Source organism: Candidatus Pelagibacter ubique HTCC1062 (assembly GCF_000012345.1).
Lineage (GTDB): Bacteria > Pseudomonadota > Alphaproteobacteria > Pelagibacterales > Pelagibacteraceae > Pelagibacter > Pelagibacter ubiqueversans.
In genome coordinates, this window is record NC_007205.1 from 247,259 (window position 1) to 262,655 (window position 15,397).

Consider the following 15,397-nt stretch of genomic DNA (forward strand, 5'->3'; position numbering starts at 1 on the left):
TTAAATAAAATTCCTTCCTAATAGATAAAATAGAATTGTAAAAAAAATAGATCCAAAAATTACAAATAAACCTGTAATCTTTGTGGTCTTTAGTTCAAAACCATAACCAAGATCCATTACTAAATGTCTTATTTCACTCAATACCTGAAAGCTAAAAGACCAAGTTAAACAAATAATAATAAATTTTCCAAAAATAGATTGCAAAAATAATTTTGTTAGATCGTAGCTAGATTCTCCTAACAACAAAGAAAATATCCACAAACAAATTACTGTTATTGCAAATATATTAACTATTCCTGTAATCCTATGAGAAATAGAAACCAAAGAAGATATGTGCCATCTATAAATTTGAATGTGTGGTGATAAAGGGTTGTTATTATCCATTATTCTTCCTAATTAAAAGCTCAGCTATTTCTACTGCATTCAGTGCAGCACCTCTTAATAAATTATCTGATACTATCCACATATTGAGTGTATTTTTTTTTGTTTTATCTTCTCTAATCCTAGAAATATAAGTTTCATTTTTACCTTCTGCCTCTAAAGGAGTAATGTAGCCTCCATCTTCTCTTTTATCATACACCTCACATCCCTCTGCACTATCTAATAAAGAGTGTATTGTTTGTAAGCTAAATGGTTTTTCAAATTCAATATTTACAGATTCAGCATGAGAAACTAGCACTGGAATTCTTACGCATGTTGCAGTTAGCTCAATTTTGTCATCTAAAATCTTTTTTGTTTCGTTAACCATCTTTAATTCTTCTTTTGTGTAACCATCATCTGCAAAAACATCTATGTGAGGAATTGCATTAAATGCAATTTGTTTAGTAAAATTTTTAGAATTTATTTTCTTTTTATCTAATGATAATTTAGTTTGTTCAATCAATTCATCCATTGATGCTTTACCACCACCAGATACAGATTGATAAGTTGATATAACTACTCTTTTTATATTAAATTCATCATGTAAGGGTTTTAGAGCTATTACCAATTGTGCTGTAGAACAGTTTGGATTAGCAATAATATTTTTTTTTAAAACATTAATTGCTTCTGGATTCACTTGTGGAACAATTAAAGGTACATCTTGATCCATTCTGAAAAAGCTAGAATTATCAATTACTGTAGTATGTTTTGCTGCTTTTTCTGCATATTTTTCTGATATTTTTCCACCAGCTGCAAAAAAGGTAATTTCAGCTTTTGAGAAATCATAAGTCTCTAAGTTAAAAATCTCATGCTCCTTACCATTAAAATTTACTTTTTGACCAGCACTCCTTGAAGAGGCAACTAAAAATAATTGTTCTATTGAAATTTTTTTCTGCTCTAATACTTCGAGCATTTTTCTTCCAACATTACCTGAGGCTCCTACAATTGCTATATTCATGATATTATTTTACTTTTATACTAGATGAAGGGTAAATCACAAACGTTTCCATTAATGGTATTATCGTTTATTTGAATTTTAAAGCCTTGAGATGCTTCCCAGTGGGATTTCTTGATCATTGCTATGCCTATAACCTTTTGAAAATGAGGTGAATAACAAGCCGATCTTAATTCACCAATCACATTATTATTTTCATCATATATGTTTTTTGATCCCGTAAGACTAATTTCTTTTATATCAATTTTAACTCCCCTTAATTTTTTTTGGGGTCCTTTTAATTTTATTTCTTTCAATTTTTCTTTTCCTAAAAAATTTATATCACTATCTAAGCTAACATATTGATCAAAACCACATTCAAATGGATTGTCGTTATTATCAAAATCATTACCATAAGATAACAGTGCACTCTCAATTCTCTCTATTAAATTCGGACATCCTGGCCCTACATTAAATTCTTTTCCAACTTCAAAAAGATGGTCATACAATTTTTGTCCTGACTGTGTGTTTTCAACGTATACTTCATATCCTCCTTGTTTAGACCATCCTGATCTAGCTATAAGGTGCTTTGTGCCTTCAAAATCAAAATAATCAAACCCAAAGAATTTTAGCTCAGTAATTTTTTTTCCAAAAACTTTTTCCATTAACGCAAAGGATTTTGGACCTTGTATTGCCATAATATCAACTACTGGTTCTACAATTTTAACATCAAATTTGTGTCCTGATGCTAAGCCTTTGGCAAAAAAGATTACATCCGAATCTGCTATTGATATCCACCATTTATTTTCATCAAGTTTTAAAACAACTGGGTCATTAACTAAATTTCCATTTTCGTCTATTATTGGACAATAATAACATCTGCCTATTTTAGATTTTGATAGATCCCGACATGTCATCAATTGTACTAACTCTGCCGAGTCTTTTCCTGATATTTCTACTTGTCTTTCTGCAGCGACATCCCATATCTGAACATGTTCTTTTAAATGTTTGTAGCTATCCTCTATTGATCCAAATGCAGCAGGTAACAACATATGATTATATATTGTGTATGCTGTAACACCTTGTTTCTCTATTCTTGAGGTATAAGGAGTACTTCTTAATCTTCTTGATTTTGCTATTGAAAAATTTTTCATTTTTTTAAAAATTCAGAGATCTTTTCTCTCATTTCAAAAGCTTTTTCAAACATAATCATATGTCCACAATTTTTAATTATATGAGTTTTTGAATTAAGAACGAGCTCTGCAAATTTCTTACCTTTTTCAATATTAACCATCTTATCTAGCTCACCAAAGATAAATAATGTCGGACACTTGATTGACTTTAACGCCTCAGATCCATTTTTATAATTATTACATGCTATAAGATCGATAGCTAAAACTTCTCTAATATTTCTTGGAGAATTAATAATTTTTTCCACAGGATTACCTCCAATGAATTTTTTATAATTCTCATAGCTCCATTTCATCATTAACTGAACTGCTTTATCATCTCCATTTTCAGCAAGATCAATTAAATCTTGATTAACAGGCATTCTGTAAGAACCACCTATAAATATTAAATTTTTAACTCTTTTAGAATACCTTAATGAATATTCCAATGCTTCCAAACACCCTTGGGAATGACCTATTATTGTTAATTCAGAAACATTAAGTTTTTTAAAAACTTTTTCTAACCAATCTGAAATTTCTTCTATTGATTTTAAACAATCACCTTCAGAATTTCCATGTCCAGGTAAATCTATTGCTAAAACATTATAATTTTGATTTGATAAATACTGTTCTGTTAAGGACCAAACAATATGTGAGAGACCACTTCCATGCAGCAAAACTATTGTTGATTTTTTTTTATCAATACCTTGGCCTGAATCTGATGCAAAGACTTTTTTGTTGTCTACTTGAAAGATCAACTTAATTCCTTAACTTTCTTTCTAAGTTCAAATTTTTGAATTTTTCCTGTTGAAGTTTTTGGTAAATCACAAAAAATAACACTCTTAGGAAGTTTAAATCCTGCCAATGTTTCTCTACAAAAATCTATTATTTCTTTTTCTGTTGCTGGCTTATCTTTAATTAATTCAACAAAAGCACAAGGTGTTTCTCCCCATTTTTCATCTGGTTTAGCAACTACAGCTGCTAAAGAAACTGAAGGGTGTTTTGCAATTGCATTTTCAATTTCTATTGAAGAAATATTTTCTCCTCCAGAAATAATGATATCTTTAGATCTATCTTGAATTTTTATATATCCATCAGGATGAGTCACAGCTAAATCTCCTGAATGAAACCATCCACCTGCCATTGATTTATCTGTTGCTTCTTTATCCTTGTAATATCCCTTCATTACAATATTCCCTCTAATCATAATTTCACCCATAGTCTTTCCATCTTTAGGTACTGGCTTCATTGTTTCTGGATCCATTACAATAGCACCCTCTGTGTTTGGGTAACGTACACCTTGCCTTGCTTTGATTTCATTCTTTTTATCTTTTTCTAAAGAATTCCAATCATCATTCCACGCACACTGCAACATATGACCATAAGTTTCTGTTAATCCATAAACATGCATAACCTCAAAGCCAAGATTTTCCATTTTTTCAAAAATAATACTTGGTGGAGGTGCACCTGCTGTTAAAACATTGACTTTTCTTTTTAAGGCTTTTTGATCTTCCTTAGGAGCATTAACAATCATATTTAAAACTATTGGAGCTCCACCAAAATGTGTTACTTCATATTTATCAATTAGTTCAAACATCTTTTTAACATCAATATTTCTTAAACAAATTACTCTTGCGTGCAGCATTGCTAATGTCCAAGGATAACACCAACCATTGCAATGAAACATTGGGACAACACATAAAAAATTTAATTTGTTAGGCATATTCCAAGCTGTAACACTACCTGTTGCCATCAAATATGAGCCTCTGTGATGATAAACTACTCCTTTTGGGTTTCCAGTAGTTCCTGACGTATACCCTAATGAAATGGCTTCCCATTCATCTTTTGGTTTTTTCCATTCATAATTTTCATTACCTGTGTTTAAGAAACTTTCATATTCAAGTTCACCTATTCTTTTAAAAGAACTTGTGTCTATGTCCTGGTCGTCAATATCAATAATTGTAATTTTATTTTTAACATTTTTTAAAGCCTTCTCAATTACATCATGAAATTGTCTATCTACAATTAAAACCTTTGCATCACTATGTTGTAAAATATAACTTATAGTATTGGGGTCTAGTCTTGTATTGATTGCATTAATTACTGCCCCCACCATAGGTATTGAATAATGTGCTTCAAAAATTTCTGGTGTATTGAAAGCCATTATAGAAACTGTATCTCCAGTTTTCACACCCAATTTATCTAATGCGCTAGCAAACTTAACACATCTTTTATAAACTTCTTCCCAAGTATACGACCTACTTTCATAAACTAAGGCTTCATAATTTGGATATATATCTTTAGTTCTTTCTAAGAATGTTAAAGGGGAAAGAGGAACATAATTAGCCTCATTTTTATCTAAATTTGTATCGTAATGACTCATATTAACTAAATTTAAAATTCATTATATAGTCACTTCCTGATGTGGCTGTTTTAAAATGACTTTCGGCTCTTGGTAAAACTCTTTTAAAATAAAAATTTGCAGTCTGTATTTTATCTTCATAAAAGTCTTTGTTTTGTTCATAATCTTTAAAACTTACCTCTAAAACTTTTATCCACGAATGTGCTATGGACACAAACCCCAATGCTTTTAAATAGTCATTGCATGCTGCGCTTGCATCGTCTTTTGAGTTTTGCACTTTTTCTTTAATCCAATCAGTAAAAGTAGATAATATCTCTAGATGCGTTTTTAATTCTTTTATAAAAGGTTTTAATTTTTCATTTTCAGTACTGCAATCATTCTTGATCAGTTCTAAATATTTATCGATTATATCACCATTTTTATTTACCAATTTTCTAAAAACTAGATCAGCTGCTTGGATAGAATTTGTTCCCTCATAAATTGGGGTGATTCTATTATCTCTATATAATTGCTCTATACCTTGATCTTTCGTGTAGCCATAACCACCATGAACCTGCATAGCCTCACTGGTTATTTCCATTCCCATATCACTAAACATCGTTTTAACCACAGGTGTCATTAACGACACAAGATCTGAAGCTTCTTGTTTAATTTTTTCATCTGGGTGATAAAGGCTAACTTCTGTTTGTTGAGACAGCCAAAAACATAAAGCTCTTTCGCCCTCAATAATAGATTTCATATTAAGCAAAGATTTTCTAATATCTGCATGTTCAATTATAAAATCTGCTCCATTAGTTGATTTTGTATTATTTGTTTTTCCTTGTTTTCGTTCTTTTGCGTAACTCAAAGAGTTTTGATAGGCAATTTCAGAAATCCCCAAGCCTTGGATTCCTACAACAATTCTCTCTAAATTCATCATAGTAAACATTGCGTTTAAGCCTTTATTCTTCAATCCGATCATATAACCAGTTGCATCATCAAAATTTAATACACATGTAGCAGAACCTTTGATTCCCATTTTACTTTCTATAGACCCTGTAGAAACTCCATTTCTAGCTCCAATAGATCCATCTTCATTTACTAAAAATTTAGGTACTAAGAATAAACTTATTCCTTTTGTGCCTGCTGGTGAGTCAGCTGCTCTTGCAATAACTAAGTGGATAATATTTTCAGTTAAATCTTGATCACCTGATGTAATAAAAATTTTCTGTCCACTTAACTTAAAAGTTCCATCAGATTGTTCAATAGCTTTAGTTTTTAGAAGACCTAAATCAGTTCCACAAACTGGTTCAGTAAGGCACATCGTACCACTCCATTTTCCTTCAACCATTTTTGGAAGGTATTTTTCTTTTATTTCATCTGTAGCGTGATGAGAAATACAATTATATGCACCAATACTTAACTCACTATAAAGTTTAAATGATAAACTTGCAGATGATAACATTTCGTCAAAAAAAGCACTTACTGTTTTTGGCATTCCTTGTCCTCCATATTTTGGATCACAAGAAAGTGAAGTCCAACCATCTTCTATATATTTAGAATAAGCTTCTTTGTAGCCTGGCGGTGTTCTAACCACACCATTCTCTAGAACTGTTGGATTTTCATCACCTGATTTTGCTAATGGTAATATTAAGTTTTGATTAATCTTGGCTGCTTCTTCTAAAATATCTTTTACTAATTCTGAATTAACCTCTTTATACTTTTCCAGATCATTATAATTTTTATTATTTCTTAATTTATCAAAAAGAAACATCATGTCTTCGACTGGAGCAGTATAATTTGGCATTCCAGAACTCTAGAATAATTATTTAATTATTGCAATTTTGAAATGATTGCATCACCCATAGCTGATGTTGATACTTCTTTTTTTCCCTGAGAAAGAATATCTTTTGTTCTAAGACCATCATTTAAGACATCTTGCACAGCTTTTTCTAAAGCATCAGCTTCACTATCTAAATCTAAAGAGTATCTTAAAGCCATTGCAAAACTTAAAATTGAGGCTATTGGGTTTGCAATTTCTTTTCCAGCAATATCCGGTGCAGAACCATGAATAGGCTCATACATAGCTCTCATTTCTCCATCTTTATTTTTTGCACCTAAAGAAGCAGATGGTAATAAACCTAGAGATCCCGTTAACATTGAGGCTTGATCGGAAAGCATGTCTCCAAATAAATTGTCCGTAACAATTACATCAAACTGCTTTGGGTTTTTTAATAATTGCATTGCACAATTATCAGCAAGCATATGACTTAATTCTACATCTTTATATTCTTTGTCGTGTAGTTCTTGAACTTCTTCTTTCCAAAGTTGTCCTGCTTCCATTACATTTGACTTTTCACATGAAGTAACTCTATTTGATCTCTTTCTTGCTAAATCAAAAGCTACTTTTGCAACTCTAACTATTTCGCTAGTTGTGTAGGAATGGGTATTAATCCCTTTTCTTTCACCATTTTCTATCGGCTTAATTCCTCTTGGTTCACCAAAATAAATTCCACCTGTTAATTCTCTAACTATCATAATATCTAATCCAGACACGATTTCTGGTTTTAAGGTTGAGGCATCAACTAATTGTTCAAAACAAATTGCAGGTCTTAAATTTGCAAATAGTTTTAATTCTTTTCTTAATTTTAATAAGGCTCTTTCAGGCTTTTTTGAAAACTCTAAGTTATCCCATTTTGGTCCACCAACTGCACCTAACATAACAAATTCACTTTCTAGAGCTTTGTAAAAAACTTCATCCGTGATTGGTGTCCCATGCTTGTCATAAGAACAACCTCCAGCTAAATCTTCATCAATTTCAAAATCTAGAGATTTATTTGAATTCAACCATAAAATAACTTTTTTAACTTCTTGAATAACCTCGGGTCCAATACCATCGCCTGGTAAAAGTAAAATTTTTCTTTTTTTAATTTTTATCATTAAATATCCATGGTTTATTATTCTTTAGATTTTCTTCAAAAGTTATAATTTTTTCTTTTTTGGCTAACGATAGTGCAATATCATCAAGTCCTTCTAACAAACATTTTTTCTTAAAAGGATCAATATCAAACTTGATTTCACTATTTCCAAAAATTATTTTTTCTTCATTTAAGTCTATTGAAATTTCTTCTTTTCTTTTTGAATACTCTGATAATTCTTTTATTTTTTCTTCTGGCAGAGTAATTGGTAAAATTCCATTTTTGAAACAGTTGCTGTAAAAAATATCGGCATAACTAGAGCTTATCACACATGTTATTCCAAAATCTAGCAGTGCCCAAGGTGCATGTTCTCTTGATGAGCCACAGCCAAAATTTTTTCCTGCGATTAATATTTTTGATTGATTGTGAGGTTTTTGATTTAGAATAAAATCTTTAATTTCATTTCCATTATCATCGTATCTCATTTCAAAAAATAAGTTTTTTCCTAACCCTGTTCTTTTAATCGTTTTAAGAAATTGTTTTGGAATAATCATATCTGTATCAATATTTACTATTGGTAAATATGCTGGGATACTAGTAAGTGAATTAAATTTTTGCATTTTAGTTTTGATACTTTCTAACATCATCTAAGTTTCCAGAAATTGCAGCTGCAGCTGCCATTCCAGGACTTACTAAATGTGTTCTTCCACCTCTACCTTGTCTTCCTTCAAAGTTTCTGTTTGAAGTTGAGGCGCATCTTTCTCCTGGTTTTAATTTATCAGCATTCATGGCAAGACACATAGAACAGCCAGGCTCTCTCCATTCAAAACCTGAAGCTATAAATATTTTATCTAAACCTTCCTGCTCTGCTTGTTCTTTAACCAAACCTGAGCCCGGAACAACCATTGCCTGAACATGGGACGCTTTCTTTTTATCTTTTAATATTTTGGCAGCTTCCCTTAAATCTTCAATTCTACCATTTGTACAACTTCCTATGAAAACCTTATCAATCTTAATATCTGTAGCTAGTGTATCAGCTTTTAAGCCCATATAATTTAATGATCTTTCTAAAGAGTTCTTTTTATCTTCATCCTGTTCATTTTTAGGATTTGGAACTTTGCCATCTATAGTGATTACATCTTGTGGAGAGGTTCCCCAAGTAATCATCGGTAAAATATCTTCTGCAACTAAGTTGATTTCTTTATCAAATTTAGCTCCATCATCAGTTTTTAAACTTTCCCAATATTTCATAGCCTTATCCCAATTTTCATTTTTTGGAGACATCGGTTTACCCTTTAAATATTCAAATATTTTTTCATCAGGAGCAATTAACCCTGCTCTTGCTCCTCCTTCAATAGTCATATTGCAAATAGTCATTCGTTGCTCTACGCTTAAAGATGAAATTAGACTGCCGGCATACTCAATAACTGATCCTGTTCCTCCCGCAGTTCCAATCTGTCCTATAATTTGCAAGATTACATCTTTAGAGGTAACTCCAATAGGAAGTTTTCCGTTAACATTGATTCTAAAATTTTTTGCTTTTTTTTGAACTAATGTTTGTGTTGCTAGAACATGTTCTACTTCTGAGGTCCCAATTCCAAATGCCAAAGCACCAAATGCACCATGTGTTGCTGTGTGGCTATCTCCACAAACAATTACTGTACCAGGTTGTGTAAAACCTTGTTCTGGACCAATTATGTGAACAATTCCTTGTCTCTTGTCATTCATTCCTAAATATTGAACTCCAAATTCCTTACAATTGCTTTCTAAGGTATCTACTTGAATTTTAGACTCTGCATCCGCTATTCCTTTAGATCTATCAGTAGTTGGAACATTATGGTCTGCAACTGCTAGTGTTAAGCCAGGTTGTCTAACTTTTCTATTAGAGTTTCTTAATCCTTCAAAAGCTTGTGGGCTTGTTACTTCATGTACTAAATGTCGATCAACAAATAATAGTGCTGTACCATCATCTTGTTGATCTACTAAATGATCATTCCAAATTTTATCGTAAAGAGTTAAAGGCATTGAAAAAAAAATTATTTTTTTTCTTCTGATTTTTCTATTTTTGGTTCTGCTTGAACTTCTGTTTGTTTTTCTGCTTCTGCAGCTACTGGTGCTAAAGTTTCTTCTGTTACCATTTCTGGTTTAACATCAACTTCTATACCAATTTTTTTTCTAATTTTTTCTGCAATTCTAGCTGATTTACCTGTTCTGTCTCTTAGGTAATATAATTTTGCTCTTCTAACTTTACCATGACGGATAACTGTAATTGTATCTATAACAGTACCATATAGCGGAAATGTTCTTTCAACACCTTCACCAAATGAAATTTTTCTAACTGTGAATGAAGAATTTATATCTCTGTTTTTTCTAGCTATACACACACCTTCAAAATATTGAATTCTATCTTTTTTACCCTCTGTAATTCTAACACCAACTTTTATTACATCTCCTGGAAAAAAATCTGGGATTTTCTTCTCAGATAGTATTTTTTTAACGTTTAGTTGATTTATTTCTTCAATTGTTTTCATATTAGTATTTATCAAATTAATTTTTCTTATATTTTTCCCATAAATCTGGTCTTCGGACGCGTGTTATAGCCTCTGATTGTGATAAACGCCAGTCTTTAATTTTGTTGTGATCTCCTGATAATAGCACTTCTGGAACGCTTTTTTCCTCCCAAATTTGAGGTTTTGTGTATTGAGGATACTCCAAAAGTCCGTTCTCAAAACTCTCATCATTCTTTGATTGTTCATTTCCTAAGACACCTGGAAGCAATCTTAGAACACTATCTAGTACAACAAATGCTGCTGTTTCACCTCCAGATAAAATAAAATCTCCTATGCTAAGTTCTTCTATATTCCTTGTAGATAACAACCTTTCATCAACACCTTCAAAATGACCACAAATTAAACTAATAGATTTTTCTTTAGACAGTTCTAGTGCTAATTTCTGATCAAGCTTTTTTCCTTTTGGTGATAAATAAAAAATTCTTTCTCCTTCTTTTTTATTTTCATCAAGAGATTTTGCTAAAATGTCAGCTTTCAACAGCATTCCAGATCCACCTCCAAAAGGGGTGTCGTCTACTGTTTTATGTTTGTCCTCAGCAGCCTCTCTAAAATTTACAACTTTTAAATCCCAAATTTTATTTGTTAAAGCTTTTCCATATAGCCCTTTATTTAAAGGGCCAGGAAAAAAATCAGGATAGAGTGTGAATATCTGAGCTTGCCACATGAATCCAACTATTTAGCTTCTTCCTTTGGAGCTTCTGCTGCTGGTGCTGCTTCTGCTTTAGGAGCTTCTTCCTTTGGAGCTTCTGCTGCTGGTGCTGCTTCTGCTTTAGGAGCTTCTTCCTTTGGAGCTTCTGCTGCTGGTGCTGCTTCTGCTTTAGGAGCTTCTTCCTTTGGAGCTTCTGCTGCTGGTGCTGCTTCTGCTTTAGGAGCTGCTGCTGGTGCTGCTTCGTCTCCTTCTTTTTTTCTTTCTTTTTTAGGAATAGCTTTACTTGGATTACTACCGTTTGCAGGCATTGCTATAATACCATTTTCACCTAAAATTCTTGCAACTCTAGTAGTTGGTTGAGCACCTTGACCTAACCAATATTTAATTCTTTCTGCTTCTAGTCCTACTCTTTCTTTTTTATCTTTTGGTAAAAGTGGATTAAAGAATCCTACCTTCTCAATAAATCTTCCATCTCTTGCACGACGACTGTCAGCTATAACTACTTTATATACCGGTCTTTTCTTTGTTCCACCTCTTGATAGTCTTATTTTTATCATTTTTTTTCCTTTTTTTATTTAAGTTGATTTAGTAGCTCTGGAGGTATTCCTTTATCAGACATACCCTTCAGGTTTCCTTTTGACATCTTCTTCATCATTTCAGACATCATTTTAAATTGCTTAAGCAATTTATTGATAGTGGCCGCATCTGTTCCAGAGCCATTAGCAATTCTTTTTTTCCTAGAACCATCTATGATTTTAGGATTCCCTCTTTCTTTTTTGGTCATAGACAAAATTATTGCTTCGTTTTGAGTAATAATACTTTCATCAATTCCCGCAGCATCCATCTGTGACTTCATCTTTGAAACACCTGGCATAAATGACATTATTCCTTCTATACCACCCATTTTTTTCATTTGTCTTAGTTGGGATAGATAGTCCTCCATAGAAAATTGTCCTTTTTTCAAATTTTCTTCAGCTTTTTTTAAATTTTCTTCACCAAGATCTTCTGCTGCTTTTTCTACAAGGGAAACAATATCTCCCATTCCTAGTATTCTATTTGCTATTCTATCTGGATGAAAAACTTCTAAGTTTTCTATTTTTTCTCCTACCCCTAAAAACTTAATTGGCACTTGAGAAACATATTTCATACTAAGAGCTGCACCACCTCTTGCATCACCATCGGCTCTAGTTAAAACAATGCCTGTTAAGTTTACCGTATTTTTAAATTCTTTTGCAACTTCTGCAGCAACTTGCCCTGTTAAAGAATCTGCAACTAAAAATGTTTCAGTTGGATTGATTATATTCTCTATTTGTTTAATTTCGCTCATCATCTGAAGGTCAATTTGAGTTCTACCAGCTGTATCAAACAATATAATTTCTGCTCCATTTAAGCTTGCAGCACTAACTGCTCTTCTACAAATGTCTGCTGGTAATTGTCCTTCAATTATAGGGAGTGTTAAAATATTATTTTGTTCTCCTAAAGACCTTAATTGTTCTTGGGCAGCAGGCCTGTAAACATCAAGGCTAACCATCATTATCTTTTTCTTTTTATTTTTTTCTAAGTATTTGGCTAATTTTGCTGTTGTTGTAGTTTTACCAGAACCTTGAAGACCAACTAGCATCATTGGAACTGGCGGAACTGCATTTAAATTAATATCTGTGTTGCTTTCGCCTAAAAGGCTTACTAGTTCATCATAAACAATTTTAACAACCATATCTCCTGGTGAAGTTGATCTGATTATCTCTTGACCTAATACTTTAGGTTTAACTTTTGCTATAAAATCTTTAGCTACATCTAAAGAGACATCAGCTTCTAAGAGGGCCTGCCTAATAGCCCTTAAACCTTCATCTACTTGCTTTTCGTCAAGTGAAGGTGCTTTTTTTAAAGAAGAAAAAATTTCTTCGAATTTATTTGTTAAGTTTTCAAACATATTTATTACGCACAGCAGTTTCGCACTAGTGGGCGAATATCGCTGACTAGTGTTGATCTCTTTGTTTCCAAAGACACCACAAATTTAACGTTTTTGTGGAAACGAAATCAACCTATAATAGAGGTTCAAAAAGTCAATAAATAAGTTAAATATCTGTATATGGATATTAAAGCATTTAAAATGGATGGTTTAGGCAATGATTTTGTAATTATTGATCAAAGAAGCCAAGATTTTAATTTAGATAAAGATCAAATAATTAAGATATGTGATCGTAGTTTTATTGGATGCGATCAACTCATCCTAATTAAGAAAAATAAAGAAATAGATGCAAATGTAGAATTTTTTAATTCAGATGGAAGCATATCTGGTGCTTGTGGAAATGGCACTAGGTGTGTTGCAGATCTTCTATCAAAAGAAAGTGGTAAAAAAGAAATAACGCTCTTAACAACTTCTGGCTCACTAAAATCAAAAATTTTAGGAAATAATTTAGTCGAGACTGAAATTGGTATACCAAAAGTTAATTGGCAAGAAATTCCATTAAGTAAGCAGCTAGATACTCAAGACTTAAAAATTGAAATTATAGATAGAAATAATACCAAACATATTGGTGGAATAGCCATAAATGTAGGCAATCCGCACATAATTTTTTTTGTAGATGATATTGAAGCATTTGACTTAAAAAATATTGGTCCGAAAATTGAAAATCATCCTCTATTTCCTGAAAAATGTAATGTGACCCTAGCCAAAGTTATAAATAGAAATTTAATAAAAGTAAAAGTTTGGGAAAGAGGAGCTGGACTTACCAAGGCTTGTGGGACGGCAGCTTGTGCAACAGCTGTTGCAGCTAACATTAATAATCTGGTAGAAAAAACTACAGATATAGAGTTTGTCTTAGGTAGTTTAACAATTTCTATTGATGAAAGAAATAGCATTCATATGAAAGGACCTGTGTCTGATATTAAAAATATCAACATTAAGTTGTAATGGGAATTTTTGATAAATTTAAAATTGGTTTTAAGAAAAGTGCTTCTACATTTACATCTGGTTTAAGAGATATAATTGTAAAAAAAGAAATAGATGACAAAACATTAGATCAAATTGAAGAATATTTGATTCAATCAGATGTTGGTCTTGTTGCAGCTGAAGAAATTAAAAAAATTATTGCTCAAGAAAAAATTGACCCCAAAAAAGATATTATGCATGAGGTAAACTTGATTCTTAGAAACTATATAGTTACTTTAATGAAACCTTTGGAAAATGAGAATTTTTTTAATAAAAAAGAAAAACTTAATGCAGTCCTAGTATCGGGAGTTAACGGGGTTGGAAAAACAACAACTATTGGAAAAGTTGGTAAAATTTTAAAATCTAATGGTAACAAGGTTATGTTTTCTGCCTGTGATACGTTTAGAGCAGCTGCTATAGAACAATTAGAAAGTTGGGCTAATAAAATTGATGTGCAAATTACAAAATCTACTCAAGGATCCGACCCGGCATCAGTTGCCTACAAGGCAATAGAAGAGGCATTAAAGAACGATTTTAACCATGTTTTGATCGATACGGCAGGGAGATTACAAAATAAAAAAAATTTAATGGAAGAATACAAAAAAATTGCCCATGTAACAAAAAAAATAGACCCAGATGCTCCTCACGATGTAATCCTAGTGCTTGACGCAACCTCTGGCCAAAATGTTATCAGTCAAGTTGAAGAGTTTAACAAAATTATACCTCTTACTGGTTTGATAATGACAAAATTAGATGGTACTGCAAAAGGAGGAATTTTATTAGCCCTTGCTAAAAAATATAAGCTTCCAATAATTGCTCTTGGACTTGGTGAAAAAGAGGATGATTTACAAATTTTTAATGCAGAAAAATTTGCAGAAGCATTTACTCAAATTAATTGATTAAATTATTCGAAATTAAAGGTTTATAATAATTACATTTATAATTTTCTTTTAATTGTGAGTGACCACAGTTTTTTGCGATCGATGAAATTATAAATTCAAATTTTCCACTAGAAGGATATTGATTTAACTTTTTATTAGTAATATCGAATTGAAAATTTTTATTAATATTTTTAATAGCACTAATCATAACTAATGTATTATTATCTTTTAATAAATAATAAGCAAAATCTTCAGGGAACACTGGAAAATCATACTCTTCTAAAAAAAATTTAGCCTTTGAAGGAAACCACTCGTATGAAATTAGAGGAAGTGAAGTTTTTGTTTTATAGTTATAGATATAAAGATCCTGAGGAAAATCAGTTATATAATTAGATTCTTCCCCTCGTGCTAAAATAGGTTTTTCTCTAGTTTTAAAATAAAGACTAAAATTTTCATCATGTGAATTCATCTGACCTATATGAAAAAAATTATCCGCAGAATAATCTTTTTCATCCGCATAAGTAAAATTAGCTACAAAGATTATAATAAATAAAGTCCTAACAATTTTTTTCATACTTATTGT

16 protein-coding genes are annotated in these 15,397 nt (G+C 31.6%); 2 read left to right on the plus strand and 14 right to left on the minus strand.

The genetic code is table 11. The features are described 5' to 3' along the window. The 13 genes from sdhC to ffh are packed head-to-tail and all read right to left on the minus strand — an operon-like array spanning position 1 to position 12,931. The gene (gene sdhC / locus SAR11_RS01220; protein ID WP_011281568.1) at positions 1–384 is read right to left on the minus strand and encodes a succinate dehydrogenase, cytochrome b556 subunit; all 384 of its coding nucleotides are present in this window, start codon (positions 382–384) and stop codon (positions 1–3) included. Continuing rightward, on the minus strand, positions 377–1,378 hold the full coding sequence (locus SAR11_RS01225; protein ID WP_011281569.1) for an aspartate-semialdehyde dehydrogenase: 1,002 nt from the start codon (positions 1,376–1,378) through the stop codon (positions 377–379). Before SAR11_RS01225 ends, sdhC begins: the two co-directional genes overlap by 8 nt. A gap of 20 nt (positions 1,379–1,398) precedes the next feature. After that, on the minus strand, positions 1,399–2,508 hold the full coding sequence (locus tag SAR11_RS01230) for a dimethylsulfoniopropionate demethylase (protein ID WP_011281570.1): 1,110 nt from the start codon (positions 2,506–2,508) through the stop codon (positions 1,399–1,401). Continuing rightward, on the minus strand, positions 2,505–3,281 hold the full coding sequence (locus tag SAR11_RS01235) for an alpha/beta fold hydrolase (protein WP_006997662.1): 777 nt from the start codon (positions 3,279–3,281) through the stop codon (positions 2,505–2,507). Before SAR11_RS01235 ends, SAR11_RS01230 begins: the two co-directional genes overlap by 4 nt. Continuing rightward, on the minus strand, positions 3,278–4,906 hold the full coding sequence (locus SAR11_RS01240; RefSeq protein WP_011281571.1) for an acyl-CoA synthetase: 1,629 nt from the start codon (positions 4,904–4,906) through the stop codon (positions 3,278–3,280). The genes SAR11_RS01235 and SAR11_RS01240 overlap by 4 nt, the downstream gene beginning before the upstream one ends. A 1-nt stretch (position 4,907) precedes the next feature. Then, a complete protein-coding gene (locus SAR11_RS01245) occupies positions 4,908–6,671 on the minus strand; it encodes an acyl-CoA dehydrogenase C-terminal domain-containing protein (protein ID WP_006997660.1) in 1,764 nt (587 codons plus the stop codon). Between the two features lie 26 nt (positions 6,672–6,697). Beyond that, positions 6,698–7,804 (minus strand): 3-isopropylmalate dehydrogenase, encoded by a 1,107-nt coding sequence (gene leuB / locus SAR11_RS01250; protein ID WP_006997659.1) that lies wholly within the window; start codon positions 7,802–7,804, stop codon positions 6,698–6,700. Continuing rightward, complete coding sequence (leuD, locus tag SAR11_RS01255; protein WP_011281572.1) at positions 7,791–8,402, minus strand: 3-isopropylmalate dehydratase small subunit; 612 nt, start codon at positions 8,400–8,402, stop codon at positions 7,791–7,793. Before leuD ends, leuB begins: the two co-directional genes overlap by 14 nt. A gap of 1 nt (position 8,403) precedes the next feature. After that, on the minus strand, positions 8,404–9,807 hold the full coding sequence (gene leuC / locus SAR11_RS01260; protein ID WP_006997657.1) for a 3-isopropylmalate dehydratase large subunit: 1,404 nt from the start codon (positions 9,805–9,807) through the stop codon (positions 8,404–8,406). A gap of 11 nt (positions 9,808–9,818) precedes the next feature. Then, positions 9,819–10,313 carry a 50S ribosomal protein L19 gene (gene rplS / locus SAR11_RS01265; RefSeq protein WP_011281573.1) on the minus strand — a complete coding sequence of 165 codons (495 nt, stop codon included), beginning with the start codon at positions 10,311–10,313 and terminating at the stop codon, positions 9,819–9,821. Between the two features lie 16 nt (positions 10,314–10,329). Beyond that, a complete protein-coding gene (gene trmD, locus SAR11_RS01270; protein ID WP_011281574.1) occupies positions 10,330–11,016 on the minus strand; it encodes a tRNA (guanosine(37)-N1)-methyltransferase TrmD in 687 nt (228 codons plus the stop codon). 8 nt (positions 11,017–11,024) lie between these two features. Then, on the minus strand, positions 11,025–11,558 hold the full coding sequence (gene rpsP / locus SAR11_RS01275) for a 30S ribosomal protein S16 (RefSeq protein WP_011281575.1): 534 nt from the start codon (positions 11,556–11,558) through the stop codon (positions 11,025–11,027). 14 nt (positions 11,559–11,572) lie between these two features. Next, on the minus strand, positions 11,573–12,931 hold the full coding sequence (gene ffh / locus SAR11_RS01280; RefSeq protein ID WP_011281576.1) for a signal recognition particle protein: 1,359 nt from the start codon (positions 12,929–12,931) through the stop codon (positions 11,573–11,575). Between the two features lie 159 nt (positions 12,932–13,090). Between ffh and dapF the strand changes: the two genes are divergently transcribed. Continuing rightward, a complete protein-coding gene (dapF, locus tag SAR11_RS01285) occupies positions 13,091–13,915 on the plus strand; it encodes a diaminopimelate epimerase (RefSeq protein WP_011281577.1) in 825 nt (274 codons plus the stop codon). Then, the gene (gene ftsY, locus SAR11_RS01290) at positions 13,915–14,832 is read left to right on the plus strand and encodes a signal recognition particle-docking protein FtsY (protein WP_006997651.1); all 918 of its coding nucleotides are present in this window, start codon (positions 13,915–13,917) and stop codon (positions 14,830–14,832) included. The genes dapF and ftsY overlap by 1 nt, the downstream gene beginning before the upstream one ends. On the opposite strand, the gene SAR11_RS01295 is transcribed toward ftsY, so the two are convergent. Continuing rightward, positions 14,825–15,388, minus strand: coding sequence for a hypothetical protein (locus SAR11_RS01295; RefSeq protein ID WP_006997650.1), 564 nt, complete (start codon positions 15,386–15,388; stop codon positions 14,825–14,827). The two genes, ftsY and SAR11_RS01295, sit on opposite strands and share 8 nt — an antisense overlap. Between the last annotated feature and the right edge of the window lie 9 nt (positions 15,389–15,397).

Bases quoted from the DNA above. Each gene is read 5' to 3' on its own strand.
- ffh (WP_011281576.1), bottom strand. From the start codon at position 12,931: ATGTTTGAAAACTTAACAAATAAATTCGAAGAAATTTTTTCTTCTTTA.
- SAR11_RS01230 (WP_011281570.1), bottom strand. From the start codon at position 2,508: ATGAAAAATTTTTCAATAGCAAAATCAAGAAGATTAAGAAGTACTCCT.
- SAR11_RS01295 (WP_006997650.1), bottom strand. From the start codon at position 15,388: ATGAAAAAAATTGTTAGGACTTTATTTATTATAATCTTTGTAGCTAAT.
- leuB (WP_006997659.1), bottom strand. From the start codon at position 7,804: ATGATAAAAATTAAAAAAAGAAAAATTTTACTTTTACCAGGCGATGGT.
- ftsY (WP_006997651.1), top strand. From the start codon at position 13,915: ATGGGAATTTTTGATAAATTTAAAATTGGTTTTAAGAAAAGTGCTTCT.
- SAR11_RS01245 (WP_006997660.1), bottom strand. From the start codon at position 6,671: ATGCCAAATTATACTGCTCCAGTCGAAGACATGATGTTTCTTTTTGAT.
- SAR11_RS01240 (WP_011281571.1), bottom strand. From the start codon at position 4,906: ATGAGTCATTACGATACAAATTTAGATAAAAATGAGGCTAATTATGTT.
- SAR11_RS01225 (WP_011281569.1), bottom strand. From the start codon at position 1,378: ATGAATATAGCAATTGTAGGAGCCTCAGGTAATGTTGGAAGAAAAATG.
- trmD (WP_011281574.1), bottom strand. From the start codon at position 11,016: ATGTGGCAAGCTCAGATATTCACACTCTATCCTGATTTTTTTCCTGGC.
- dapF (WP_011281577.1), top strand. From the start codon at position 13,091: ATGGATATTAAAGCATTTAAAATGGATGGTTTAGGCAATGATTTTGTA.
- leuC (WP_006997657.1), bottom strand. From the start codon at position 9,807: ATGCCTTTAACTCTTTACGATAAAATTTGGAATGATCATTTAGTAGAT.
- leuD (WP_011281572.1), bottom strand. From the start codon at position 8,402: ATGCAAAAATTTAATTCACTTACTAGTATCCCAGCATATTTACCAATA.
- rpsP (WP_011281575.1), bottom strand. From the start codon at position 11,558: ATGATAAAAATAAGACTATCAAGAGGTGGAACAAAGAAAAGACCGGTA.
- rplS (WP_011281573.1), bottom strand. From the start codon at position 10,313: ATGAAAACAATTGAAGAAATAAATCAACTAAACGTTAAAAAAATACTA.
- sdhC (WP_011281568.1), bottom strand. From the start codon at position 384: ATGGATAATAACAACCCTTTATCACCACACATTCAAATTTATAGATGG.